We start from the raw sequence: 23,425 nt of genomic DNA on the forward strand, positions 1-23,425 counted from the left end.
TCAGATGGTTGTTTTAATTTGAATAATCATCTAAAAATAAAGATAAGAAATATTTTAAGATTTAAAAAGGTTAAAGCTGCTTTGACGGATGTCTGGGCTTTAATGGGTCATAACAAAGCGAAAAAAGAGTAAAAGGTTGTTCAATGAATCTACACGAATATCAAGCTAAAGCGTTATTAAAAAAATATGGTATGCCAGTTCAAGAAGGCGTATTTGTAACTACCGCAGAAGAAGCAGTCAAAGCTTTTGAGCAACTGGGTGGTAAGTTTGCGGTACTCAAAGCCCAAGTACATGCAGGTGGTCGTGGTAAAGCAGGCGGCGTTAAAGTGGTAAAATCTGCACAAGAAGCCACTGATTATGTGAACCAAATGGTCGGCTCACGCTTAGTCACTTATCAAACAGATGCATTAGGTCAACCCGTCAGCGGTATTTTGGTATCTGAAGATGTTTATCCAGTAGAGCGTGAATTGTACCTAGGTGCTGTAGTTGACCGTTCTAGCCGTCGTGTGACCTTTATGGCATCGACTGAAGGTGGGGTTGAAATTGAGAAAGTTGCAGAAGAAACCCCTGAAAAAATTATTAAAGTTGAAGTAGATCCTCTAGTTGGGTTGTTACCATTCCAAGCGCGTGAAGTGGCATTTGCTTTAAACCTAAAAGATGGTCAAGTGAATCAATTTGTCAAAATCATGTCTGCGGCTTATCAAGCATTCATTGAAAATGATTTTGCTTTATTTGAAATTAACCCGTTATCCGTACGTGAAAATGGCGAGATTTTATGTGTGGATGCAAAAATTGGTATTGACTCAAATGCTTTATATCGCTTACCAGAAATCGCAGCACTACGCGATAAAACGCAAGAAAATGAGCGTGAGCTGAAAGCATCAGAATTTGATCTGAATTATGTTGCCTTAAAAGGCAATATTGGCTGTATGGTCAATGGTGCTGGCCTAGCGATGGCAACCATGGACATCATTAAACTCTATGGTGGTCAACCTGCAAACTTCCTAGATGTAGGCGGTGGCGCGACCAAAGAACGCGTAATTGAAGCCTTTAAAATCATTTTGGCGGATAGTTCTGTGCAAGGTGTATTAATTAATATTTTTGGTGGGATTGTACGTTGTGACATGATTGCTGAAGCAATTATTGCAGCGGTTCAAGAAGTAAATGTGACTGTACCTGTGGTTGTTCGTCTAGAAGGGAACAATGCAGAGTTGGGTGCAAAATTACTTGATGAATCAGGTTTGAAATTGATTTCTGCAAATGGCTTGGCTGATGCTGCAGAAAAAATTGTTGCTGCGGTAAAAGGCTAAGGGAGTAGAGATCATGAGCGTATTAGTTAATAAAGACACCAAAGTATTGGTACAAGGTTTTACCGGTAAAAACGGCACATTCCATTCTGAACAGTCAATTGCTTACGGCACAAAAGTGGTCGGTGGGGTGACTCCGGGCAAAGGCGGCACACAACATTTGAATCTGCCCGTATTCAATACCATGAAAGAAGCTGTACGTGAAACGGGTGCAACGGCAACCTCGATTTATGTACCGGCACCATTTGTCCTAGATTCAATTATTGAATCGATTGATTCAGGTGTTGAGCTGATCGTTGTGATTACGGAAGGTGTGCCTACACTCGATATGCTAAAAGCTAAACGTTACCTAGAAACCTATGGTAATAATGCACGTCTAATTGGTCCGAACTGTCCAGGGATTATTACTCCGGGTGAATGTAAGATCGGTATTATGCCGGGGCATATTCATCAGCCGGGTAAAATCGGCATTATCTCGCGATCAGGGACTCTGACCTATGAAGCTGTAGCGCAAACCACCAAGCTGGGTCTAGGTCAGTCGACGTGTATCGGTATTGGGGGAGATCCAATTCCGGGTATGAACCAAATTGATTGCTTAAAGCTGTTCCAAGACGACCCGCAAACTGAAGCGATCATCATGATTGGTGAGATTGGTGGTACAGCAGAAGAAGAAGCAGCTGAATATATCCAGTCGAATGTTACAAAGCCTGTTGTTGGTTATATCGCGGGTGTAACTGCACCTAAAGGTAAACGTATGGGGCATGCAGGGGCAATCATTTCGGGCGGTAAAGGCACAGCTGAAGAGAAATTCGCTGCCTTTGAAAAAGCGGGTATGGCTTATACCCGTAGTCCTGCTGAATTAGGTTCGACCATGTACGAAGTGCTGAAAGGCAAAGGTTTGGTTTAATCGCCATACTTAAACATCAAAAGAGAATCTTCGGATTCTCTTTTTTTTACGCAAAAAAAAGCGTATTTCAGCCGCTATGCAAAAGCCATAAGGGCATGGCTATGTGTTCTGCTTTGGGGTGCAGTGACGCTGCATAAACGGATGGAATATTGGTTGTTCAATAACTATGAAATGTAAAGAACACATAATAATCCGAATATGTGATGATTGCGGGGATGGTCATAGGTTTATGATTTTTAAAAATAATTTCGTATAGCGTGCAGTATATTGATTTTAGGGAAAATAACTAATTTAATTGAGATTTTTAATGGATCTTTATCATTAAAGAGCTTTTTTACTTGGATGAAGCCTAATATTTTCAATAGAAATTATTTTATTTGTAATTTTCTCAAGCCTTATACAAAGGATGGTAGATCAGGAATATGAGAAGGGGGAGCTTTAAAATTGGTGAAATTTGCTATCTCAGTGATGAAATTTTTTTAAGAAAATCTACATGAGCATATACATCTATAGTCAGCTATTATTTTTTAGTTGATGGTTTGAAGTGCAAAAACCTTGTTAGGCCCTATTTTCAATTTAATAAGCAATTTCCAAGTTTTATAAAAACAATAGATAGAACAAAATGTTATCGAGCTGAATATATAGAAGTAAATATCTTATTCTGTAAGATGAGAAGGATATATCAATTAATTGATTTTAAATATTTTGTTTCATAATTTTATGCTGTTTGCTCTATAGCTTCTAAATGAGTATTTTTATGAAATACGCCATTTGTTCATTGATTTAACATCAGGCTGTGATGCGAAATATAAATGTCAGAAACCATTAAAAGCGCTCTGATAAGACAGAAAATGTTGTTCATTTCTTTGGGAGATTGTATGCCCATAAGTACAAGTATCTAAGCCATAAAAAAAGCAGTGCGGACACTGCTTTTTTAATTCATTTAGAATGTGTTGCTCAAGCAATCACTTCTGAATAAAGAGATTTGATGGAGCCCTATCTCAATCAAAAACTTAGTTTTTGCTGGTTTTTAAGCTCTGAGTTAAACCGTTAATATCGCCACCTTGGATACCAAGCTCACTCATCAAGCTATCAATCAGTGGGGCCTGGCTGCGGTAGCGTAGGGCACTATTCACCACTTGGTCTGACAAGGCAACATTACCGCTGCCTTCGTGGTGAGCATCACCTTGGCAAGAACCTGCATGACCACCATTTAGGCCATTCACTTGCAAAATCTTAATGTCATCAATGTTTTCCATTGGTTTCACACTTTCGCGAATGATTTCAGGTAAGTATTTCAGCATCGCTAAACGAATTTGCATTTCAACCTGTTCAGATGACAATACGTTGTTTGCTTCGTTCACTGCACGTGTACCTTCAGCATCAACTTGGTATTGTTTTTCCATCGCTTGAGCCAAGAGAACTTTTGCGTCAGCTTCACCTTTGGCTTTTAAGCGAACTTTTTCAGCTTCGGCTTCAGCTGCAATACGAATCGCTTCTGCATCATCTGCTGCTGCTTGTTTACCTGCTTCTGCCGCGACAGTAATGGCAATCGCATCTTTCTCCGCTTTTTCTTTCGCAGAGACTAATTCGACAGCTTTTTGACGTTCAGCTTGTTGGATCTGACGAACGGTAATCACTTCTTCTTCGGCTTTTACCGCTTGAGCACGTGCTTGATCGGCATGTGCTTTAGCTTCAGATTCAGCACGAGATTTTTCAGCAATGGCAATGGCACGGTCTTGCTCAGCGAGTTCAATTGTTTTCTTTTGTTCCACTTGGGCTTGCTGAATAATTTGTGACTTTTGAATATTTTGATTTTCAACGTCACGTGCAGCAGTAATACGCTTTAAGTCAACTTCACGTTCAGCAGCAATACGCGCTTCTTCGGCTTCACGTTTTTTAGCAGCTTCTTGTGATGCAATTTCTGCAAGCTGTTCTGCACGACGGATTGAAATTTCACGTTCTTGTTGCAGTTTTGCATATTCTTCTTCACGCAAAATTTGTAGACGTGCTTGTTCTGCTTCTAAGTTCTTGGTCTTAATCGCAAGATCTGCATCTTGTTCAATCGCATTACGTTTACGACGACGGTCTTCAATGGTTTCTGTCAGTTTAGTTAAACCTTCAGCATCGAACGCATTTTGTGGGTTAAAGTATTTAAAGCCTGTTTGGTCTAAGCCAGTTAATGAAACAGTTTCAAGTTCCAAACCGTTTTTATGTAAATCTTCAGACACCACTTGCTGAACTTTTTGTACGAAGTCGACACGTTTTTCATGCAACTCTTCCATCGCCATTTCTGCGGCAACTGCACGCAATGAGTCAACAAATTTTCCTTCGACCAAATTCTTTAACTCATTTGGCGACATGGTCTTTTGACCTAACGTTTGTGCTGCGGTAGCAATCGAATCTGCGGTTGGTTTCACACGGACATAGAACTCCGCCATCACGTCGACACGCATACGGTCACGTGTAATCAGCGCTTGGTCATCTGCACGGCGTACTTCAAGACGTAGGGTGTTCATATTGACTGGAATAATTTCATGCAGCACAGGAAGCACAATAGCACCGCCACCTAAAATCACTTTTTCACCGCCGAAGCCTGTACGCACAAATGAAATCTCTTTACTTGAGCGACGATAAAGTCGAGCAATAATAAAACCAATAAAAATAAGTGCGGCAAAAATTATCCCGACTGAAACAAGGATACCGCTTGGAATAATGTCTAACATGGACGTTTATCTCTTTTGTTGTAGTTCAAGTTAACCCTCTAAAGTGCTAACAAGTTTGGTTTAAAAATCAGTATTTTGTTGACTCATCATGACTTCGAGATTTGCTGAACGTATGACGCGTTAAATGTATTTATATGGTGTTAGAAGAACTGATCGAGCATCAATTCATTCAAAATTTAGAGCATGGTGGCTTGAAAGCCTACATTTGTTTTTTGGGTTAAAACCACTGATTGACCTTGGCTGAAAATTTCATCTTGTTCAGGTTCAACCAAAATATAATGGGTCAATCCGTGTTGATCTTTGACTTTGGCTTGAGCAGGAGACTGGGGTCGTGCATCACCCAAAATGATCGTGGCCGTTCTACCGATCAATTCATCACTATAAATGGCAGTGGTTTCATCTTGGGGTAAAATACGGGCAATGAGCATTGCGCTAAAACGTACGAAGGGCATGCACAGAAAAATACAGGCTGGTGCAATAATCCATGCACTGAACATCATACTGGTCATTTGGTTAACGATGGCTTGAATAGCAAAGCCCAATAAACTATAGACACATAAGAAAATGATGAGCCATACAAACAGTGGAATACGACCCAAATACAACCAATCGAGCACACGTGTCACGATACCTGCATCGGCATCTACACCTAGCTCTGCATTATGACCAACATCCTCAGGTAGGAATTGATCTAAGAAGCCTTGAGAACCACCCCCTAAAATTGTTAACACAATCTCAAAAAGTCCAAACAAGAACATTAAACAGAGACTGATGCTAAACACGATATTAGACGGGTGAGTAAACAATTCCCACATTATATTTATCTCTATATTTATGCTTATAAAAAATCAAAAAAAAATAATTCTGGCTGAATTTTTTTCAGTAAATAAAATAACATTATCTGTCGAAATTGTGTAAAAAAATTACAGATCAGATTAACAAAAAGTCGGCTTTTATGTGAGCTATTACTAAGTTTTTCTTTAAAAATAGGTGATCAATTAAGTCAAGATTATCTAAATCTAAAGTTAATAGTATTTCTGCTTTACCCATTTAAGATTTAAGTCATTGTGATCAATCAAATTTTCAGTCTAATTGCAGATATATAAGTGGTCGTGCTTAACGGAGAAAAATGGCTTGTTAAAAGGCACAGAAAACAATGTTAGGAAATGTAAATTTATAACCGTCACGGCAGTGCTGAGAGCTTTACCGTGACTTTCGATGTCATATGGAGATTTGAACTGGTGTTCAAAAGAGCTATTTTTAGGTGGCTTTAACCGTTTTTATAACAATGAAGTTTGAATGCGTACTTTCATATCTAAAGCCGCTTGAACAATAAAGGTTTTCATCCACTTCACTTGTTCGCCCATCGGATTGGTTTTAATCGCAGTGTCTAAAAAGCCCATGCTTTCAAGTTGAAACAATTGCTTTTCGATCTCTTCTTCTAACTGGGTGCTATTGGCTGCGAGCGGGAAATGGATTAAGTGAAATGCTTTGGGAAAATTATAAAAAGCATAGAGCAGATTAAATGCGCGTTGATCGGCCTTTAAATTGCCAGCGCCAATTTCGTAGCCGCGATCTTGGTTACTGTGAGTCACCCCAATCAAAAATTCGAGTTTATTGTCCAAAAGTCGTAGGCCGAACTGAAGGCCAATTTGGTCTGCACTTAGCTCATGTTGAATAAAGTTATTCAGCGGGCTGCCGTCATCATTTAAAGCTTCTTGGAGCACGAGGATGTGTGACGAATGCTGATAAATATAGCCAGCAAGACCTGCTGCTTCAATCAGCGACTTTAAGGTTTCAAGCGTATAGTGACTATATGGCATATCAATAACTATTGGAGAGTGATATAGATACTTTAGATACTTTAGATACTTTGAGCGAATTTGAATACCGATTGTTTAGAGGATTTAGCGATTAGTTAATTGATAAAAAATTGCGTAAAATTACGGATCTCGGACTAGAATAATAATGAAATTGATAAGTCTATCGTATTAAATTAATTAAAATTGATAAGCACTATCAGACAATTTGTATATGACGAATAAGAATATCAATATCACAAAACAAGCAATCGTTATGAAAGCTTAATCACTATAATGTATATATATCTTTAAAAGTGTAATAAGTACACATATTCTAAGCTGGTGTTGTCCATGTCATTAAATGAGGAAAGACTTACTCATCTTAAACAGCTTGAAGCTGAGAGTATTCATATCATCCGTGAAGTTGCTGCTGAGTTCGAAAACCCAGTCATGCTGTATTCAATCGGTAAAGATTCAGCGGTCATGCTGCATCTTGCTTTAAAAGCATTCTATCCTGCCAAACTTCCATTCCCACTACTGCATGTAGACACGGGTTGGAAATTTAAAGACATGATTACTTTCCGTGACAACATGGCAAAAGAGCATGGCTTTGATTTGATCGTGCATCAAAACAAAGAAGGTAAAGACGCAGGTGTGAATCCGTTCGATTATGGTAGCTCAAAATATACTGATATCATGAAAACTCAAGGCTTAAAACAAGCACTTGATAAATATCAGTTTGATGCGGCTTTCGGTGGTGCACGTCGTGACGAAGAGAAATCTCGTGCTAAAGAACGTGTTTACTCGTTCCGTGATACCAAACACCGTTGGGACCCTAAAAACCAACGTCCTGAACTTTGGAATCTTTACAACGGTAAAGTGAACAAAGGCGAAAGTATTCGTGTATTCCCATTGTCTAACTGGACTGAGTTGGATATTTGGCAATACATCTACCTCGAAAATATTAAATTGGTTCCTTTGTACTTGGCTGCTGAACGTCCAGTGGTTGAGCGTAACGGTACACTGATCATGGTTGATGATGAGCGTATGCGTTTGAACGAAGGTGAAGTGCCACAAATGAAATCAGTGCGTTTCCGTACTTTAGGTTGTTACCCACTTACAGGTGCGGTTGAGTCAACTGCAACAACTTTACCGGAAATTATCCAAGAGATGCTTTTAGCCACCACATCTGAACGTCAAGGTCGTATGATCGACCATGACGAAGCAGGTTCGATGGAAAAGAAAAAGCAGGAAGGTTACTTCTAAGAATCTCATAATCTCCCCCTAACCCCCTCTTTACGAAAGAGGGGGAACTCCCGAGAAAGAACGGAGCCAAGTCTCCCTTTCTTAAAGGGAGATTTAGAGGGATTAAAAAGATTCAGAAACCGATTTCAAAAGAATATGTGGAGCTTTGAGCAATGTCTCATCAATCAGATTTAATTAGCCAAGACATCTTGGCGTATTTAAAACAACACGAAAATAAAGACCTTCTACGTTTCCTCACTTGCGGTAACGTGGATGATGGTAAATCGACTTTAATTGGTCGTTTGCTTTACGATTCAAAATTGATTTATGAAGATCAATTGCAAGCCGTAACACGTGACTCTAAAAAAGTCGGTACTACGGGTGATGCACCTGACTTGGCTTTACTTGTAGATGGTCTACAAGCGGAACGTGAGCAGGGTATTACCATTGACGTGGCTTACCGTTATTTCTCTACTGAAAAACGTAAGTTCATTATTGCTGACACCCCAGGGCATGAGCAGTACACACGTAACATGGCAACTGGTGCGTCGACTGCTGATTTAGCGATCATCTTGATTGATGCGCGTTATGGCGTTCAAACCCAGACTCGTCGTCACTCATTTATTGCGAGCCTTTTAGGTATTCGTAATATTGTGGTTGCAGTGAACAAAATGGACTTGGTTGAATTCTCTGAAGCGCGCTTCAATGAAATTCAAGCGGAGTACAACGAGTTCGTTAACCAACTGGGCGATCGTAAACCTGCGAACATTATCTTCACGCCAATTTCTGCGTTGAATGGTGATAACGTTGTAAACAAATCACCAAATACGCCGTGGTACCAAGGTCAGACTTTAATGGAGACTTTGGAAACTGTTGAAATTTCGCATGATACAAGCAAGCACGAATTCCGTTTCCCTGTTCAGTATGTCAACCGTCCGAACCTCGACTTCCGTGGTTTCTGCGGTACGATCGCACTTGGTGAAGTGAAAGTTGGCGATACCATTACTGCATTACCATCTGGTAAGTCTTCTACGGTTAAAGAAATCGTGACTTTTGATGGTAACTTAGACCATGCTGTTGCAGGTCAAGCGGTAACACTTACGCTAAATGATGAAATTGATATTTCACGCGGTAACGTGTTGGTGAAAGCGGGCGAACAGCCTCTAATTTCACGTTCTGCACGTGCCTCTGTGGTATGGATGACAGATGCGCCTTTAGTGGTTGGCAAACTGTATAATGTGAAGTTTGGTACACAAACTATTCCTGCGAAAGTTGCGAAAATCAACTACCGTACCAATGTAAACACATTGGAAAAAATGGAAGTGTCTGAGCTTGAGTTAAACTCAATTGCTGATGTAACCATCGAGTTTGATGCGCCAGTGGTATTTGACCGTTATCAAGACAGCCGTTACACAGGTTCATTTATCTTCATCGATCGTTTAAACAACGTGACTGTTGGTGCGGGTATGGTTGAGTCTGCAGTGGAATGGACTGCACACAACGAGCCTGTAACTGCTGAAGCGCGTGCTGCACGTCTAGGTCAAAAACCTGCTGCGGTAACTGTAACTGCAAAAGCACTTGAAAATGCGCAAGCGATTGAAAGCTTGTTGATTCAGCAAGGTGTAGTTGCGATTGCGAAAGCAGGTTTGACTACAGAGCAAGTTGCGCTTGTACGTGAAACTGGTGTGGTTGTGATTACAGATACTGCTGAAGGTACTGATGTGGCTTACACAGTAGAGACTGCTGAAGAAGTTGCTGAGAAAATTGTTGAGTTGGTTCGTCTGTAATAGATTGAATTGATTTAAAAAAAGACCCGCCGAAAGGCGGGTTTTTTTCGATTTTTATTAATTTAAAAAATGTATCAGTTTGTTTTTTTTTGATTTATTAAATATTTAAGTTTATGTTTTTATTGATATATTTTAAAGCTTAGGTTTGGGGTGAGTTATTGACAAGTAGAGTAAATGTGCTATCTTGTGCTTATACAGTCAAGACCTTAGAAGCCTATAGCTTACTAAGGTGTTTTTTTCAATAGGAGGAAATGATGAACTATAATAAAAAAGTGACTTTCTGTCTTAGTGAAGGATATGGTTTAGGCTAATATCTACTTAACTTATTCTCAAAAATAAAGCATCCTATAAGGATGCTTTATTTTTGAGAATAACTATGTCATTTATAACAACATATTTTTTAATAATTCCATATATCACAATTATTGCGTATTTTTTTGCTTATAAGAGAGATAACTTTTTTTTAAAAATACGAAGTAGTGTTCAGTTGCTTTTAATTTTGATCTTATTGGGAATGGCCTTTACAAATATTCTAGTGTGGAAGGCATTTTTTGAAGAATATACTTTTCTAAACTTTGATATTCAAAATACTGAGACACAATTTAAAACTACAGCTTTAGTGACAGCCTTGGCGGCAATTGCAGCTGTTTTTGGCTGGATTTTTACATCGAGGGTGCAAATTATTAATACGGTTCGATCGCATTCTGTACAAGTATTAATGAATAGCCGTAATTCAACTGTTTATATAGATAAAGTTGATAAAGCGACAGTTATTAGAAGAAAGTTGATATTGGAGAGAAAACCCAAGCCAGATGAAAAGGTGCAATTAACAGTTGGTGAATTTAAGGACTTAGGGGATGCTGAAAAATCAGCAGTGACTTATTTATTAAATTTTTTAGAATTTGTTGCTATTGGTATTAGGCATAATAATTTAGATGAAGATCTTATTAGGGGGAGCTTTAAGTCTATATTAAAGTCAAATTACATTCTTTTTCAAAAAATCATTGAGCATTTACGGGAGTTGGATAATCCAAAAATTTACAATCAGTTGGAAATGCTACATAAAAGATGGGATGAAGAAAATCATTCTAAATGTGCTGAATGTAAAGAGTGGTATAAAGTTGGGGTAGTTGAAGGTGGTTTTAATACAGCTAAGATTGTTTTTACTTATATCTTATTGAATTTTTTTACATGTTTTTTATGGTCAATAATAAGTTGGATTATGCAAGTAATTGAATGGTTAACTATTCATAAAGAGTCAGATAAGTTTATATGTATTGACTGTTTAAAAGGAAAAGATTTCGAGTAGTGTGGATCTGGCATTAATAAAAATAAGTGACATTATAAGAAAATCAATATAAGATATATCTTAAGTAGTTTTAAGGTGTATCTTTGCGATGTCAAATTCAGACCTTCTCGACAGTAGCGATAGTCCAGTCAAAACCCGAAAACGCCTGTTTGAAGCAGGGCACATGAAACTATTGGTGCTGCATCTGATCTCCCAAGCGCCTAAGTTTAGTTATGACATCATTAAAGATGTAGCAAATGTCGTAGGCGGCGGTTACAGTCCAAGCACAGGTACAATTTACCCAACGCTGAATTACCTCGAAGAACAGCAATACATCCATGCAGAATTGAATGCAGAAGACCGTAAACAATACAGCGTCACTCAGTCAGGCTTAGTACATCTAGATGCAGAAAAAGCCACTGTAGAGAAAATTCTGTGTCGTTTTGATACCCGCAAGCAAATCCACAACAACGAAAAATACGTTGATATCAAACGCGCGATGGAAAACCTAAAAGCATCCCTGCGCATCAAAATTCAGCACAGTGAACTGACTCCTGAACAAGTGTATGTCATTGCAGAAAAAATCGATCAGGCGGCAGTCGAAATCAGCCGTATGGAGGTGACACAATGAAACAGCATCAATATGAAATTACGCTCAAACACATTGCTGATGCGCAGGGCAATCCTTCGACTTATACCGAAGCGTTGCAGTTTAATGCCTACAACCATGATGACATGTTTAAGGTATTGGAGCATTTGACTAAAGCGAAGTTATTAGATGAAGAAAAGACTAAAGCCTTTGCTGTGGGTTTAAAACTGTTTGGTGAAACCTTGCTGGAAAATAAAGACCATCCTTTATTTAAAGATTTCATGCCGCATTTCGGCCAGTTTATGAAAACACTGAAACAAACCGTAAAAGCCCAGAACGCAGCCCAAGACGAACAATAGGTGTTTACAGATGAATCAACGCCCAAAATTTCATCCCAAACATATGACTTGGCTGATGCCCCTAATCTTGTCCGGCATTATGAGCGGTTCAATTTCTTGCTTTAACATGCTGATGAATAAAGGCTTGGTTGAAGGTTTTCTTGGTATTTGGTTACATGCTTGGAGCCTATCGTGGATGATGGCATTTCCGCTGATATTAGTGGTTTTGCCTTTGGTACGTAATACGTTAATGAAGTTTGTACGCTTGCCGAATGAACCGACTTCCAAATAATAGTTAGGAAAATTTTCTTAGTCATCGTCTGAGTGTGACTGCATCGCGCTTAGAATGATGGCTGTTAATTCAGTCAGTGATTTGACACCTGCAATACGTTGAATCACTTGCCCGCGATAAAACAGCAAGGTTGAAGGTAGACCATAAACGTTATAGCGCAAAGTCAGTATCGGTGAGGAATCAATATTCACCTTGCCAAATTTGAGCCGTGCATGCTCTGCTGACATTTGGCTTGCACACTGCTCAAATACAGGGAAGTTCTGCACACAGGGCGCGCACCAGTCTGCATAGAAACGAATCACGGCAAAACCGTCGAACCATTCATAGTCGCTGGCGTTATCTTCATTGTATTCAAGGATCTGAGACATGCTTGGCCTATTATTCATTTACGAAATACACTACAAATTATACATAAGTCCATGTTTATTCATTCTGCGCCATTTCTATGTTCAAATAGTGCAGAGATAGATGAATAGTCAATAATTGAAAAGGAAAAACAATGTCACAGCAAAGCATGCAGCAGGTCATTATTACTGAGCCGGGCGGTGTTGAAAAACTGGCCTATGAGAGCGTTGCCATCCCAGAAGCGAAAGCAGATGAAGTGTTGGTAAAAGTGCATGCCTTTGGCATCAACCGTCCAGACATTTTACAGCGTCAAGGTTTATACCCAATGCCGAAAGGGGTAACACCAGTACCGGGTCTAGAAGTGGCGGGTGAAGTGGTTGCTGTGGGTGCAGAAGTCACTTTGTTTAAGGTGGGCGATAAGGTTTGCGGACTGACCAATGGTGGCGGTTATGCAGAATATTGCGTGGTGCCTGAAAGCCAAACCATTGCGATTCCTGAAGGCGTCAGCTTTACCCAAGCTGCTGCGATTCCTGAAACTTTCTTTACGGTCTGGGCGAATGTATTCCAAATGGGTAAAGCCAAAGCAGGTGAAACGGTGCTGATTCATGGTGGAACCAGTGGTATTGGTACAACAGCTATTATGCTGTGTAATGCCTTAGGCATGAAAACCTTTGCAACAGTCGGTTCAGATGAAAAAGTGGAAGCGATCTCTGATATCACACATGCGATTAACTACAAGACTCAAGACTTTGAGCAAGTGATTAATGAAGCGACCAATGAGCAAGGTGTAGATGTCATTTTGGATATCGTTGGTGCGCCGTATTTGGCGCAGAACCTCAATCTATTGCGTCGTGACGGTCGTTTGGTTTATATCGCATTTTTAGGTGGTGCAAAGGCCAAAGAGGTGAAGCTGGGTCAGATCATGATGAAGCGTTTGACCATTACAGGTTCAACCATGCGTGCGCGTAATACTGAAGAAAAGGCAGAGATTGCCAAAGGCATTCAAGAAAATGTTGTTCCGTTATGGTCTAAAGGTGAATGCTTGCCAATGATCTACAAAACATTTAAGTTTGATCAAATTCAAGAAGCGCATGCAGCCATGGATACGGGTGACCATGTAGGTAAGATTGTGGTTGAAGTGATCTAAAGTTTTCTTTTTAAAACACGCTGTATTTGTAGGGTGTTTTAAAATAATTAAGGAGGGCAATGTCCCTCTTTTTTATTGTCTTACTAAATTTTAGGCATAAAAAAACCAGCTTATCGCTGGGTTCTTTATTACACCATCTTCAGTAGTAGAAGAATGGTGCCCGAGGCCAGACTCGAACTGGCACGCTTTGTGGGCGGGGGATTTTAAATCCCCTGTGTCTACCGATTTCACCACTCGGGCTTAACAAGATTGGAGGCGGAGGTCGGAATCGAACCGGCGTACACGGAGTTGCAGTCCGCTGCATGACCACTCTGCCACCCCGCCATGTCTTGTTGATGCGTATATTAGCAAGCTCTGAAAAAAAAACAATAGCAGATTCATCTGTATGAGCATAAAAGCAGCATACAAGGTAAAAAATTTAAAATAATCATGTATTATGTGCAAAATTGATTCATATCATCACTTGGAGAAGTGCCGTGGCATTAGTTTTAGATGGTCGTGCATTGGCGAAGAAAATTGAAGCTGACTTGTTGACTCGCGTAGAAGCGCTAAAAGAGAAAACTGGTCGTACCCCAATTCTTGCGACTATTTTGGTAGGTGACGATGGTGCATCTGCAACTTATGTACGTATGAAAGGGAATGCTTGCCGCCGTGTTGGTATGGATTCATTAAAAGTTGAGCTTCCTAAAGAAACCACAACTGAGCAATTGCTTGCTGAAATTGAAAAATTGAATGCAAACCCAGATGTTCACGGTATTTTGTTACAACACCCAGTACCTGCTCAAATTGATGAGCGTGCATGTTTCGATGCGATCTCTCTTGAAAAAGACGTAGATGGCGTGACTTGCTTAGGTTTCGGCCGTATGGCGATGGGTGAGGCTGCGTATGGTTCTGCGACTCCTGCAGGTATTATGACCATTCTAAAAGAAAACAACATTGAAATCGCAGGTAAACATGCAGTTGTTGTGGGTCGTTCTGCAATTTTGGGTAAACCAATGTCTGCAATGCTGCTAGAAGCGAATGCAACAGTGACCACTTGCCACTCACGTACTCAAAACTTAGCTGACTTTGTTAAGCAAGCTGACATTATTGTGGGTGCGGTAGGTAAAGCTGAATTGATTCAAAAAGATTGGATCAAACCGGGTGCAGTGGTTGTTGACGCTGGCTTTCATCCACGTGATGGCGGCGGTGTAGGTGATATCCAATTGGTGGGTATTGAAGAAGTTGCTTCTGCGTATACACCTGTTCCGGGTGGTGTAGGCCCAATGACCATTACAACGTTGATTCGTCAAACTGTTGAAGCTGCTGAAAAAGCTTTAGGTTAATGTTGTCGGTTTTTCCTTCTCCCTCTGGGAGAAGGCTAGGATGAGGGTGCTTTTTATAAATAATCCTCTCCCTAACCCTCTCTTGCGCTTCAATTTAAAAGCAGTGCTTTAAATTTTGCTCAGGAGAGGGAACTTCCGATCTTAATTTAGGCTTTTATGACACTAAAACTCTGCATATTCGAAAAATAAAATTCTAATGAGCTGTACTTTCCAATTCCCCAAAGCCCCTGAACATTTACTGAAAGCACTGCATGAAGTCATTCCGCATTGTGAATTACATGCTCAACAGTTACCTGAAACGCCTATTTCTTTATGGCTGATTCCACCGGTATTTCCAACCGATAAATTGGATGATGAAGTCATTCGCCGTATATGGAATGACACGCCGTATTGGATCTTTTGTTGGGCTTCAGGACTTGCTATGGCGCAGTGGTTATTGGCTGAGCCGCATCATGTCAAAGATAAAGTGGTATTGGACTTTGGTGCAGGTTCAGGTGTGGTGGCGATTGCAGCGAAAATGGCAGGGGCAAAGCGTGTAATTTGCTGTGACATCGACCAAGTGAGCCTGGATGCCTGCCGTGCCAATGCAGAGCTGAATAATGTCGAACTCGAATATTTGGACGATCTGTATAAAGCCGAACAAGTCGATATTTTATTGGCTGCCGATGTGCTATATGACCAATGCAACCGTTTCTTTTTGGATGAGTTTTTAAAGTTTGCTCCAGAAGTGTGGGTGGCAGACAGTCGTGTGAAAAACTTTAGTCATCCTAAATATGAAAAACTCGATGAACGTAGCGCGACGACATGGCCTGATTTGGATGAATCACCTGAGTTTCGAAATGTGAGTTTTTATAAAACCCTATAATTATTGAACCCATAAAAATAAGACGCTTTAAGCGTCTTATTTTTTGTCTTTTGAACATCATAATAGTTATTAAGAACAGGTATAGCGAACCACACGTAAGGCTGCAGGGCGAGCATCGAGTGCATCACGTGCGCCTAAGTTTTCTGAATTGCGTAGGTCTGGGGTATTTGACAGACCGAAGTTCGCACGTGTATTACCAATTTGACGGCCGTACTGGGTATTCTCCAAAGCAGGATTTGCAATTTCGTTCACGCTTAAGATTTGTAATTTATAGGTCTTTTGCGTATTTAATACTTTTTGGCAAGCACGTTGTAATTTATTGGCATCCAGTTGTTGGTTTTGGCGACCCGCTAAAGTATATGCAAGTGTTGCGCTATCTGCAGATAGTGATTCTATTTGAAAGCCCGTTTGACCATTAAAAGCACGTGGAGTGCTTTGGCAAGCAGCCATCGACATTGCAACAATACCCAAACTTAAAACTTTGTAAATATTTTTCATCATTCATTCGCCGTGTGTATTTGTATACTCAGTATGCCATAGTCCGTCTGTCGACTCGATGGCGAAAACAAAGAAAGCCAAAGAAGTTTGATTAAATCTTTGATGCAGCCGAAACGATGAGTAGATGGAAATGCAGATAAAAAAAGCTCATCAAAATAGGCTTTGATGAGCTTAAGTGGAATAGCAGGGCTGAGCGAATTAATCGTCAGTGATCATGCTATGTTTTTTAGTATCTTTCATGAAGACATAGGTAATTAAAGATAAACCAATCATGAATGTAATGTAGTAGAAGAAGTAGTTTTCATGGCCTGCATTTTTGAAGCTCAAAGCCACAAGTTCTGCTGTACCACCAAAGAGTGTATTTGCAATCGCATAAGGTAATGCAACACCTAGGGCACGGATGTGTGCAGGGAACAACTCTGCTTTCACTACAGCATTAATCGCAGTATAACCAGTGACAATCACCATACCACTCATGCAAAGCATAAATGCTGTGGTTGGGCTAGTCGTAGAACCGATACCGTTGAAAATTGGAATGGTGAAGAGTACACCAAGCACACCAAAGGCGATCATAATTGGCTTACGACCAATTTTGTCTGAAAGCGCACCGACAGCAGGTTGTAATAGCATGAAGATGAAAATCGCAGCAGTGGTAATTTCAGTTGCTGTGGTTTTTTCAAAGCCCGACGTGTTGACCAAATATTTTTGCAAATAAGTGGTAAAGGTGTTGAACGCTAAAGTACCACCGGCAGTTAACATGATCACAGTGAAGGCTTGTTTAGGGTGTTTGGTAAATAACGCTAAAGCACCTGATTTTGGACCACCATTTTTAGCCTGTTCTTGAGCTTCTTTAGAGGATTGAGTTTCAACTAAACCGCGACGAATCCAGAACACCACAATAGCGAGTAATGCACCGATGAAGAACGGAACACGCCAGCCCCATTCAGTTAAAGCTTGTTCTGAGAAATTGCGTTGTAAGATAATTAAAACGCAAAGTGCCAATAGCTGACCTGAAATCAGTGTGACATATTGGAAACTTGAGAAGAAGCCACGATGGTTTTTACCTGCCATTTCAGTCAAATAGGTGGCACTAGAACCATATTCACCACCAACACTTAAGCCTTGGAGTAAACGCGCTAAAAGTAGAATAGCGGGTGCGAGCATGCCTACAGAATCATAGGTTGGTGCACATGCGATCATCAGTGAGCCGACACACATCAACGATACAGACAGCGTCAAACCTGCTTTACGACCTTTACGGTCCGCATAAATACCCATGACCCATGCGCCGATTGGACGCATTAAGAAACCGAGTGCAAAGACTGCAGCTGCTTGTAAGAGTTTTACAGTATTGTCACCGTCAGGGAAAAATTGCGGTGCAAAGTAAAGGGTAAAGGCAGCGTAGACATACCAGTCGTACCATTCAACGAGGTTGCCGGCAGATCCGCCGAGGATAGATTTGACACGAGTTTTTCTATCCAATTGTTCAGGAACAACTGGCTCAGATGAGTTTGACACATCATTCTCCAAGGAATGAATGCAAAACATATCCATTTAAACTCTTTGGGAAAAGTTTAAATCAATATATTTTGTCGAAATGGGAGATGGAACTATATTTATTTAATTTATACTCCTGTTGTCGCAGAAAATCATGCGACTTTAGTCTATAAGATGCGAATTTTTTGACCAGATAGATTTTTCACGACTAAATGAAAACAGCAAAGCCTCATCAATTGAGGCTTTGCTTTGAAATATATTCTGTTATTAATCAGTATGATTAATAACTCCGAGGCTTAATTGGGTAGAATTAATGCTCTTGAATTTTGGAATGGTGTTTGGTGTCTTTCATAAAGACGTAGACCAATAACGAAATAAAAATCATGATGGTCACATAGATGAAGAACCAAGACTCGTGAGCAGCTTCTTTAAAACTTAGCGCAAAGAATTCTGCCGTACCACCAAAGATGGTATTTGCAAGTGCATAAGGCAGCGCAACACCCAATGCGCGAATATGTGCAGGGAACATTTCTGCCTTTACAACCGCATTGATCGAGGTGTATCCCGTGACAATCACTAGACCTGCGAGACAGAGCCAAAATGCAGTCCAATAATCTTGAGTTTGTCCTAAGGCGCTGAATAGAACATAGGTGAACAGCACCCCTAAGATACCGAAGGCGATCATTAGAGGCTTACGACCAATTTTATCGGATAAACCACCTGCTAGTGGTTGTAGGCACATAAAAATAAACAGCGCTAAGGTGGTGATTTGTGTGGCCTCAGGTTTACTAAAGCCAGAGGTATTGACCAGATATTTTTGCAAATAGGTGGTGTAGGTATAAAAAGCCAATGTACCCCCAGCTGTTAAAAATAACACCGTGAATGCTTCTTTCGGATAATGCTTAAATAGAGAAAATAAGCCTGATTTAGGCTGGTCCTTTTGCTCTTGTGCATTTTTGAAGGACTGGGTTTCTTGCAGGCCACGTCGAATACGGAAAACCACTACCGCTAAGCACGCACCAATAAAGAACGGAATACGCCAGCCCCAATCATGCAATTGTTCTTCTGTCAGCAACCATTGCAAAATAAGTAGTACGCACAGTGCAGTCAACTGACCTGCAATCAGTGTCACATATTGAAAGCTTGAAAAAAAACCACGACGGTCGCGGTCAGCCATTTCACTGAGGTAGGTCGCACTAGCGCCATATTCACCGCCGACACTTAAGCCTTGAATCAGTCGAGCTACCACAAGAATAATCGGCGCCAAAATACCAATTTGGTCATGCGTTGGAGAAATTGCAATCATCAATGAGCCGATACACATGAGTGTGACGGAGAGGGTTAAACCTGACTTTCGACCTTTTTTGTCTGAATAGATCCCCATAATCCATGCACCAATGGGCCGCATGAGGAAGCCCACTGCAAAGATGCCCGCGGCTTGGAGAAGTTGTGCAGTCTGGCTACCTTGAGGGAAAAAAGCATGGGCGAAATAGAGGGTGAATGCCGCATAGACATACCAATCGTACTATTCAACAAGATTACCTGCTGAACCTCCGAGAATGGATTTCACTCGGGTCTTTGTATCTAAATTTGATTGAGTAACAATTTCTTCCGTCATTTTAAAATCCATCTTTTTTATTGTGTGAAAATATCTTATGCGTATCGAAAAGCATGAAATGTAAACTAAAAAAGAGGTTTTGTTTAAAAAGTGTACAAATCAACAACTTGTCGTGAATTTTGCTTTGAATAATGGTTTGGGCCTTAAAATGATTGATTTCATACTTGAGCCAGCAGGCTTTTAAACGTACATTTAAAATATAACTTCTCATTTAATGAGGAATACAAGAACTCAGCGTAAGGATATCGTGACCAAAATAGGTATCTTGATCAAAAAATCATGATCAATGAGAAAAATAATAAAGCAAAGAAAACGATGCATTGTTGAATAAAAAAGACATAGTGGGAGGGAGCGATGAATACACAACAACAATCAATATATGACATGGTGGTCATTGGTGGTGGAATCAATGGTGTTGGTATTGCTTGTGATGCAGCGGGGCGGGGGTTAAGTGTTTTGCTCTGCGAAAAAGACGATCTCGCGAGCCATACTTCATCTGCAAGTAGCAAGTTAATTCATGGTGGTCTTCGCTATTTAGAGCATAAAGAATTTCGTTTAGTACGTGAAGCACTCGCAGAACGCGAAGTTCTCCTTAAAAAAGCCCCTCATATTATTCGACCGATGCGTTTTATCATGCCACATGAACCGCACTTACGTCCGGCTTGGCTGATTCGTACTGGATTATTCTTTTATGATTATTTGGGTAAACGTGAACAGCTTGCAGGTTCAAATGGAATTGAATTTGATGTGGAAGCTAGTCCTTTAGCACCTAGATTTACCCGAGGGTTTGAATATTCCGATTGTGCAGTGGATGACGCACGCTTGGTTGTACTTAATGCGATACAAGCACGGGAACATGGTGCACAGATTCTGACTCGAACAGAATGTTTAAATGCATATAGTAAAGGTGGCATTTGGCGAGTGTGTTTAAAAAATGCTAAGGGTTTGCAAAATGTGCAGGCTAAAGTATTGGTGAATGCGGCAGGTCCTTGGGTTGCTGACTTTATAAAACAGGGGTTAAAGCAAGAGTCACCTTATAGTATACGGCTGATACAAGGTAGCCATATCATTGTTCCAAAGCTCTTTGACGGTGATAAAGCTTTTATTATGCAAAATGATGATCATCGTATTGTCTTTGCGATCCCTTATTTAGAACAATATACCCTGATCGGCACGACAGATCGTGAATATCACGCAGACCCAAATCGAGTAAAGATAAGCCAAGAAGAAATTGATTATTTGCTTGATGTGTCAAATGATCACTTTAAAACTCAATTGACGCAAACGGACATCATTTCAACTTATTCAGGTGTGCGTCCGCTGTGTGATGATGAGTCAGATAATCCAGCCGCAGTCACGCGAGATTATACTTTGGCACTGACCGATGTAGAAGGGGCTGCATTACTTTCAATCTTTGGTGGCAAACTTACCACTTACCGAAAACTAGCAGAAGCGGCATTAGATCAGCTTAAAACTGTTTTTCATCATCGATCCAAACCTTGGACTGCTGATACAGCATTGCCTGGTGCGGAAAATTTAGAATCAATCGAGCAGTTGATAGCTGAAATCCAACAAAAAGTGCGAGGGGTTTCGATCAGTCTAGCCAGTCGTTGGGCGCATGCTTATGGAACACGTGTCTGGATTTTGCTGAATCATTTAACTTCGATTGATGAGCTTGGGCAAAACTTCGGGCATGGCTTGTATGCTCAAGAAGTAGATTATTTGGTTGAGCATGAGTGGGCGAGAAGCTCTGAAGATATTTTGCAAAGACGCACAAAGTTATATTTGCAATTCAGTGCATCTGAAGTTGATGTTTTGGACGAGTACTTAATGGCAATACGTATAAAGCAAAAAGCTCAAGATGTGGCTTAGTTGATATAAAAAAGACCGCGCAAGGCGGTCTTTTAAATCTTTCTTAATCCCTCTTTTAAAGGAGGGAAATTAAAGGCCAATTAAGCAGATTTTTTTACAGCTTCTAAAAGTTCGTCTTGACGTACTTTAAGTGCTTTTGGTAAGCGATCACCAAGTTTGTTGAACAATTCAGTGTGGCTTTCAAGTTCTTTGATCCATTGATCTTTATCTTGAGAAGTTACAAGCTCGAATTGCTCTTTAGTGAAGTCTGAACCAGTCCAGTTCAATTGTTCGTATGTTGGAACAAGGCCGATAGGTGTTTCAACAGCGTCTGCACGACCTTCACAACGGTCAATGATCCACTCAAGAACACGCATGTTTTGACCGAAACCAGGCCATACAAAGTTACCTTCAGCATCACGACGGAACCAGTTCACGTTGTAGATACCAGGAAGTTTATTGCCAGCAGCTTTAGCTTTAGCAGCAACTTCTTCACCAAGTTCTAACCAGTGAGAGAAGTAGTCAGCCATGTTGTAACCCGCAAATGGAAGCATTGCGAATGGGTCACGACGAACGATACCTTGTTGACCAACAGCAGCAGCAGTTGTTTCAGAGCCCATAGTTGCAGCTTTGTAAACACCGTCAACCCAGTCAAATGCTTCTGAAATTAGAGGCACTGTGTCTGCACGACGACCACCGAAGATGAACGCAGAAATTGGAACACCTGCTGGATTTTCCCAGTCAGCATCAATAGAAGGACACTGACCAGCTGAAACAGTGAAACGAGCATTTGGATGAGCTGCTTTTTCTTCGCCGGTGTGTGGTTGACCTTTCCAGTTAGTTAGATTAGCAGGTACTTCTTTAGAAAGACCTTCCCACCATACTTCACCGTTGTCAGTTACAGCAACGTTAGTATAGATTACGTCTTTATGAAGAGTCGCCATACAGTTCGGGTTAGTCTTGGTATTTGTACCAGGTGCTACACCGAAGAAACCAGCTTCAGGGTTGATTGCATATAAACGACCATCTTCACCTGGTTTGATCCAAGCAATATCATCACCTACAGTTTCAATTTTCCAACCTTCGTAACCCGCTGGTGGAATCAACATCGCGAAGTTTGTTTTACCACACGCAGAAGGGAATGCAGCTGCGATGTAGTGTTTTTCGCCTTGTGGGTTTGTCACGCCAAGGATGAGCATGTGTTCAGCTAACCAACCTTGTTGACGACCCATAGAAGATGCAATACGTAAAGCTAGGCATTTTTTACCCAACAATGCGTTACCGCCGTAACCAGAACCGTAAGACCAGATTTCACGAGTTTCTGGGTAATGAACGATGTATTTTTCAGGGTTGCAAGGCCAAGCAACGTCTTTTTGACCTTCTTCAAGCGGAGCACCAACAGTGTGTACGCAAGGAATGAAGTCACCGTCAGTACCAAGTACGTCATAAACAGCTTTACCCATACGAGCCATTTTAGACATGCTTACAGCAACGTAAGGAGAATCAGTAAGTTCGATACCGATGTGAGCAATATGAGAACCTAAAGGACCCATAGAGAAAGGAACAACGTACAAAGTACGGCCTTTCATTGAACCGTCAAATAAACCATTCAGACGAGCACGCATTTCAGCTGGAGCTTCCCAGTTGTTTGTTGCGCCTGCATCTTCTTGTTTTTCAGAACAGATGTAAGTACGACCTTCAACACGAGCAACGTCAGAAGGATCAGAATTAGCAAGGTAAGAACCAGGATGTTTTTCTTGGTTAAGTTCTTGCATAGTGCCGTTAGCGATCATCAAGTCGATATAACGTTGATATTCTTCTGCGCTACCGTCACACCATTCGATTTTTGCTGGTTTGGTTAATTTGGCAATTTCTTCCACCCAAGCAATTAGCTTAGGGTGACGAACGAATTCTGGTGCGTTCACTTGGGTCATGGTGAGGCCTATCTCAAAAATGTACTAACCGTACAAAGTATAATCTGCATCATGGGTTACATCA

At 40.7% G+C, this 23,425-nt stretch carries 19 protein-coding genes, 2 tRNA genes and 1 pseudogene; 12 read left to right on the forward strand and 10 right to left on the reverse strand.

The window, feature by feature from the left end:
• The first annotated feature begins 143 nt into the window (after positions 1–143).
• Both sucC and sucD read left to right on the forward strand, forming a co-directional pair.
• Positions 144–1,310, forward strand: coding sequence for an ADP-forming succinate--CoA ligase subunit beta (sucC, locus tag FTU16_RS04705; protein WP_180108900.1), 1,167 nt, complete (start codon positions 144–146; stop codon positions 1,308–1,310).
• Between the two features lie 13 nt (positions 1,311–1,323).
• Positions 1,324–2,214: a succinate--CoA ligase subunit alpha gene (sucD, locus tag FTU16_RS04710; RefSeq protein WP_168379215.1), complete on the forward strand. Its 891-nt coding sequence runs from the start codon at positions 1,324–1,326 to the stop codon at positions 2,212–2,214.
• A 1,013-nt stretch (positions 2,215–3,227) separates the two neighbouring features.
• On the opposite strand, the gene FTU16_RS04715 is transcribed toward sucD, so the two are convergent.
• From FTU16_RS04715 to FTU16_RS04725, 3 genes are all read right to left on the reverse strand, one after another.
• Positions 3,228–4,940, reverse strand: coding sequence for a flotillin family protein (locus FTU16_RS04715; protein ID WP_168379214.1), 1,713 nt, complete (start codon positions 4,938–4,940; stop codon positions 3,228–3,230).
• A 176-nt stretch (positions 4,941–5,116) separates the two neighbouring features.
• Positions 5,117–5,755, reverse strand: a complete 639-nt coding sequence (locus tag FTU16_RS04720; protein ID WP_180007473.1) for a YqiJ family protein — start codon at positions 5,753–5,755, stop codon at positions 5,117–5,119.
• 465 nt (positions 5,756–6,220) lie between these two features.
• Positions 6,221–6,763: a hypothetical protein gene (locus FTU16_RS04725; protein ID WP_180049124.1), complete on the reverse strand. Its 543-nt coding sequence runs from the start codon at positions 6,761–6,763 to the stop codon at positions 6,221–6,223.
• Between the two features lie 330 nt (positions 6,764–7,093).
• Here FTU16_RS04725 and cysD point away from each other — a divergent pair, with 330 nt between their 5' ends.
• The 6 genes from cysD (at position 7,094) to FTU16_RS04755 (ending at position 12,281) form a co-directional block, all read left to right on the forward strand.
• Positions 7,094–8,008, forward strand: a complete 915-nt coding sequence (gene cysD / locus FTU16_RS04730; RefSeq protein WP_078189893.1) for a sulfate adenylyltransferase subunit CysD — start codon at positions 7,094–7,096, stop codon at positions 8,006–8,008.
• Positions 8,009–8,160: 152 nt separating this feature from the next.
• Complete coding sequence (gene cysN, locus FTU16_RS04735; protein WP_180162798.1) at positions 8,161–9,774, forward strand: sulfate adenylyltransferase subunit CysN; 1,614 nt, start codon at positions 8,161–8,163, stop codon at positions 9,772–9,774.
• 376 nt (positions 9,775–10,150) lie between these two features.
• Complete coding sequence (locus FTU16_RS04740; RefSeq protein WP_180162799.1) at positions 10,151–11,083, forward strand: DUF4760 domain-containing protein; 933 nt, start codon at positions 10,151–10,153, stop codon at positions 11,081–11,083.
• A gap of 88 nt (positions 11,084–11,171) precedes the next feature.
• Positions 11,172–11,693 carry a PadR family transcriptional regulator gene (locus FTU16_RS04745; protein WP_180162800.1) on the forward strand — a complete coding sequence of 174 codons (522 nt, stop codon included), beginning with the start codon at positions 11,172–11,174 and terminating at the stop codon, positions 11,691–11,693.
• A complete protein-coding gene (locus FTU16_RS04750) occupies positions 11,690–12,010 on the forward strand; it encodes a DUF3861 domain-containing protein (RefSeq protein WP_180133622.1) in 321 nt (106 codons plus the stop codon). Before FTU16_RS04745 ends, FTU16_RS04750 begins: the two co-directional genes overlap by 4 nt.
• Positions 12,011–12,020: 10 nt before the next feature.
• Complete coding sequence (locus FTU16_RS04755) at positions 12,021–12,281, forward strand: DUF2798 domain-containing protein (RefSeq protein ID WP_180162801.1); 261 nt, start codon at positions 12,021–12,023, stop codon at positions 12,279–12,281.
• A gap of 17 nt (positions 12,282–12,298) precedes the next feature.
• On the opposite strand, the gene FTU16_RS04760 is transcribed toward FTU16_RS04755, so the two are convergent.
• Positions 12,299–12,649, reverse strand: coding sequence for a co-chaperone YbbN (locus FTU16_RS04760; RefSeq protein WP_180162802.1), 351 nt, complete (start codon positions 12,647–12,649; stop codon positions 12,299–12,301).
• Positions 12,650–12,780: 131 nt separating this feature from the next.
• Between FTU16_RS04760 and FTU16_RS04765 the strand changes: the two genes are divergently transcribed.
• Positions 12,781–13,773 (forward strand): NAD(P)H-quinone oxidoreductase, encoded by a 993-nt coding sequence (locus FTU16_RS04765; protein WP_180162803.1) that lies wholly within the window; start codon positions 12,781–12,783, stop codon positions 13,771–13,773.
• A 154-nt stretch (positions 13,774–13,927) separates the two neighbouring features.
• Here FTU16_RS04765 and FTU16_RS04770 read toward each other — a convergent pair.
• A tRNA-Leu gene (locus tag FTU16_RS04770) sits at positions 13,928–14,013 on the reverse strand.
• Positions 14,014–14,023: 10 nt separating this feature from the next.
• A tRNA-Cys gene (locus tag FTU16_RS04775) sits at positions 14,024–14,097 on the reverse strand.
• Positions 14,098–14,249: 152 nt separating this feature from the next.
• On the opposite strand from FTU16_RS04775, the gene folD reads away from it, so the two are divergent.
• Together folD and FTU16_RS04785 are read left to right on the forward strand one after the other, a co-directional pair.
• On the forward strand, positions 14,250–15,098 hold the full coding sequence (gene folD, locus FTU16_RS04780; protein ID WP_078192972.1) for a bifunctional methylenetetrahydrofolate dehydrogenase/methenyltetrahydrofolate cyclohydrolase FolD: 849 nt from the start codon (positions 14,250–14,252) through the stop codon (positions 15,096–15,098).
• Between the two features lie 196 nt (positions 15,099–15,294).
• Positions 15,295–15,963, forward strand: coding sequence for a methyltransferase (locus tag FTU16_RS04785; protein WP_078189884.1), 669 nt, complete (start codon positions 15,295–15,297; stop codon positions 15,961–15,963).
• 69 nt (positions 15,964–16,032) lie between these two features.
• Here the strand turns inward: FTU16_RS04785 and FTU16_RS04790 are convergent, their stop codons facing one another.
• The 3 genes and pseudogenes from FTU16_RS04790 to FTU16_RS04800 form a co-directional block, all read right to left on the reverse strand.
• Positions 16,033–16,461, reverse strand: a complete 429-nt coding sequence (locus FTU16_RS04790; RefSeq protein ID WP_180162831.1) for a hypothetical protein — start codon at positions 16,459–16,461, stop codon at positions 16,033–16,035.
• 198 nt (positions 16,462–16,659) lie between these two features.
• Positions 16,660–17,979 (reverse strand): MFS transporter, encoded by a 1,320-nt coding sequence (locus tag FTU16_RS04795; protein ID WP_180162804.1) that lies wholly within the window; start codon positions 17,977–17,979, stop codon positions 16,660–16,662.
• 289 nt (positions 17,980–18,268) lie between these two features.
• Positions 18,269–19,588 (reverse strand): annotated as a pseudogene (locus FTU16_RS04800) (MFS transporter).
• Between the two features lie 342 nt (positions 19,589–19,930).
• On the opposite strand from FTU16_RS04800, the gene glpD reads away from it, so the two are divergent.
• Positions 19,931–21,448 carry a glycerol-3-phosphate dehydrogenase gene (gene glpD / locus FTU16_RS04805; protein ID WP_180162805.1) on the forward strand — a complete coding sequence of 506 codons (1,518 nt, stop codon included), beginning with the start codon at positions 19,931–19,933 and terminating at the stop codon, positions 21,446–21,448.
• Between the two features lie 80 nt (positions 21,449–21,528).
• Here the strand turns inward: glpD and FTU16_RS04810 are convergent, their stop codons facing one another.
• Positions 21,529–23,361: a phosphoenolpyruvate carboxykinase (GTP) gene (locus FTU16_RS04810; protein WP_180003944.1), complete on the reverse strand. Its 1,833-nt coding sequence runs from the start codon at positions 23,359–23,361 to the stop codon at positions 21,529–21,531.
• Between the last annotated feature and the right edge of the window lie 64 nt (positions 23,362–23,425).

It is taken from the genome of Acinetobacter sp. YH12069, assembly GCF_013419675.1.
In the GTDB taxonomy this organism is placed as follows: domain Bacteria; phylum Pseudomonadota; class Gammaproteobacteria; order Pseudomonadales; family Moraxellaceae; genus Acinetobacter; species Acinetobacter amyesii.

Excerpts from the sequence above, each read along its gene's own strand:
- sucC (WP_180108900.1), top strand. The coding sequence starts at position 144 with ATGAATCTACACGAATATCAAGCTAAAGCGTTATTAAAAAAATATGGT.
- sucD (WP_168379215.1), top strand. The coding sequence starts at position 1,324 with ATGAGCGTATTAGTTAATAAAGACACCAAAGTATTGGTACAAGGTTTT.
- FTU16_RS04715 (WP_168379214.1), bottom strand. The coding sequence starts at position 4,940 with ATGTTAGACATTATTCCAAGCGGTATCCTTGTTTCAGTCGGGATAATT.
- FTU16_RS04720 (WP_180007473.1), bottom strand. The coding sequence starts at position 5,755 with ATGTGGGAATTGTTTACTCACCCGTCTAATATCGTGTTTAGCATCAGT.
- FTU16_RS04725 (WP_180049124.1), bottom strand. The coding sequence starts at position 6,763 with ATGCCATATAGTCACTATACGCTTGAAACCTTAAAGTCGCTGATTGAA.
- cysD (WP_078189893.1), top strand. The coding sequence starts at position 7,094 with ATGTCATTAAATGAGGAAAGACTTACTCATCTTAAACAGCTTGAAGCT.
- cysN (WP_180162798.1), top strand. The coding sequence starts at position 8,161 with ATGTCTCATCAATCAGATTTAATTAGCCAAGACATCTTGGCGTATTTA.
- FTU16_RS04740 (WP_180162799.1), top strand. The coding sequence starts at position 10,151 with ATGTCATTTATAACAACATATTTTTTAATAATTCCATATATCACAATT.
- FTU16_RS04745 (WP_180162800.1), top strand. The coding sequence starts at position 11,172 with ATGTCAAATTCAGACCTTCTCGACAGTAGCGATAGTCCAGTCAAAACC.
- FTU16_RS04750 (WP_180133622.1), top strand. The coding sequence starts at position 11,690 with ATGAAACAGCATCAATATGAAATTACGCTCAAACACATTGCTGATGCG.
- FTU16_RS04755 (WP_180162801.1), top strand. The coding sequence starts at position 12,021 with ATGAATCAACGCCCAAAATTTCATCCCAAACATATGACTTGGCTGATG.
- FTU16_RS04760 (WP_180162802.1), bottom strand. The coding sequence starts at position 12,649 with ATGTCTCAGATCCTTGAATACAATGAAGATAACGCCAGCGACTATGAA.
- FTU16_RS04765 (WP_180162803.1), top strand. The coding sequence starts at position 12,781 with ATGTCACAGCAAAGCATGCAGCAGGTCATTATTACTGAGCCGGGCGGT.
- FTU16_RS04785 (WP_078189884.1), top strand. The coding sequence starts at position 15,295 with ATGAGCTGTACTTTCCAATTCCCCAAAGCCCCTGAACATTTACTGAAA.
- FTU16_RS04790 (WP_180162831.1), bottom strand. The coding sequence starts at position 16,461 with ATGAAAAATATTTACAAAGTTTTAAGTTTGGGTATTGTTGCAATGTCG.
- glpD (WP_180162805.1), top strand. The coding sequence starts at position 19,931 with ATGAATACACAACAACAATCAATATATGACATGGTGGTCATTGGTGGT.
- FTU16_RS04810 (WP_180003944.1), bottom strand. The coding sequence starts at position 23,361 with ATGACCCAAGTGAACGCACCAGAATTCGTTCGTCACCCTAAGCTAATT.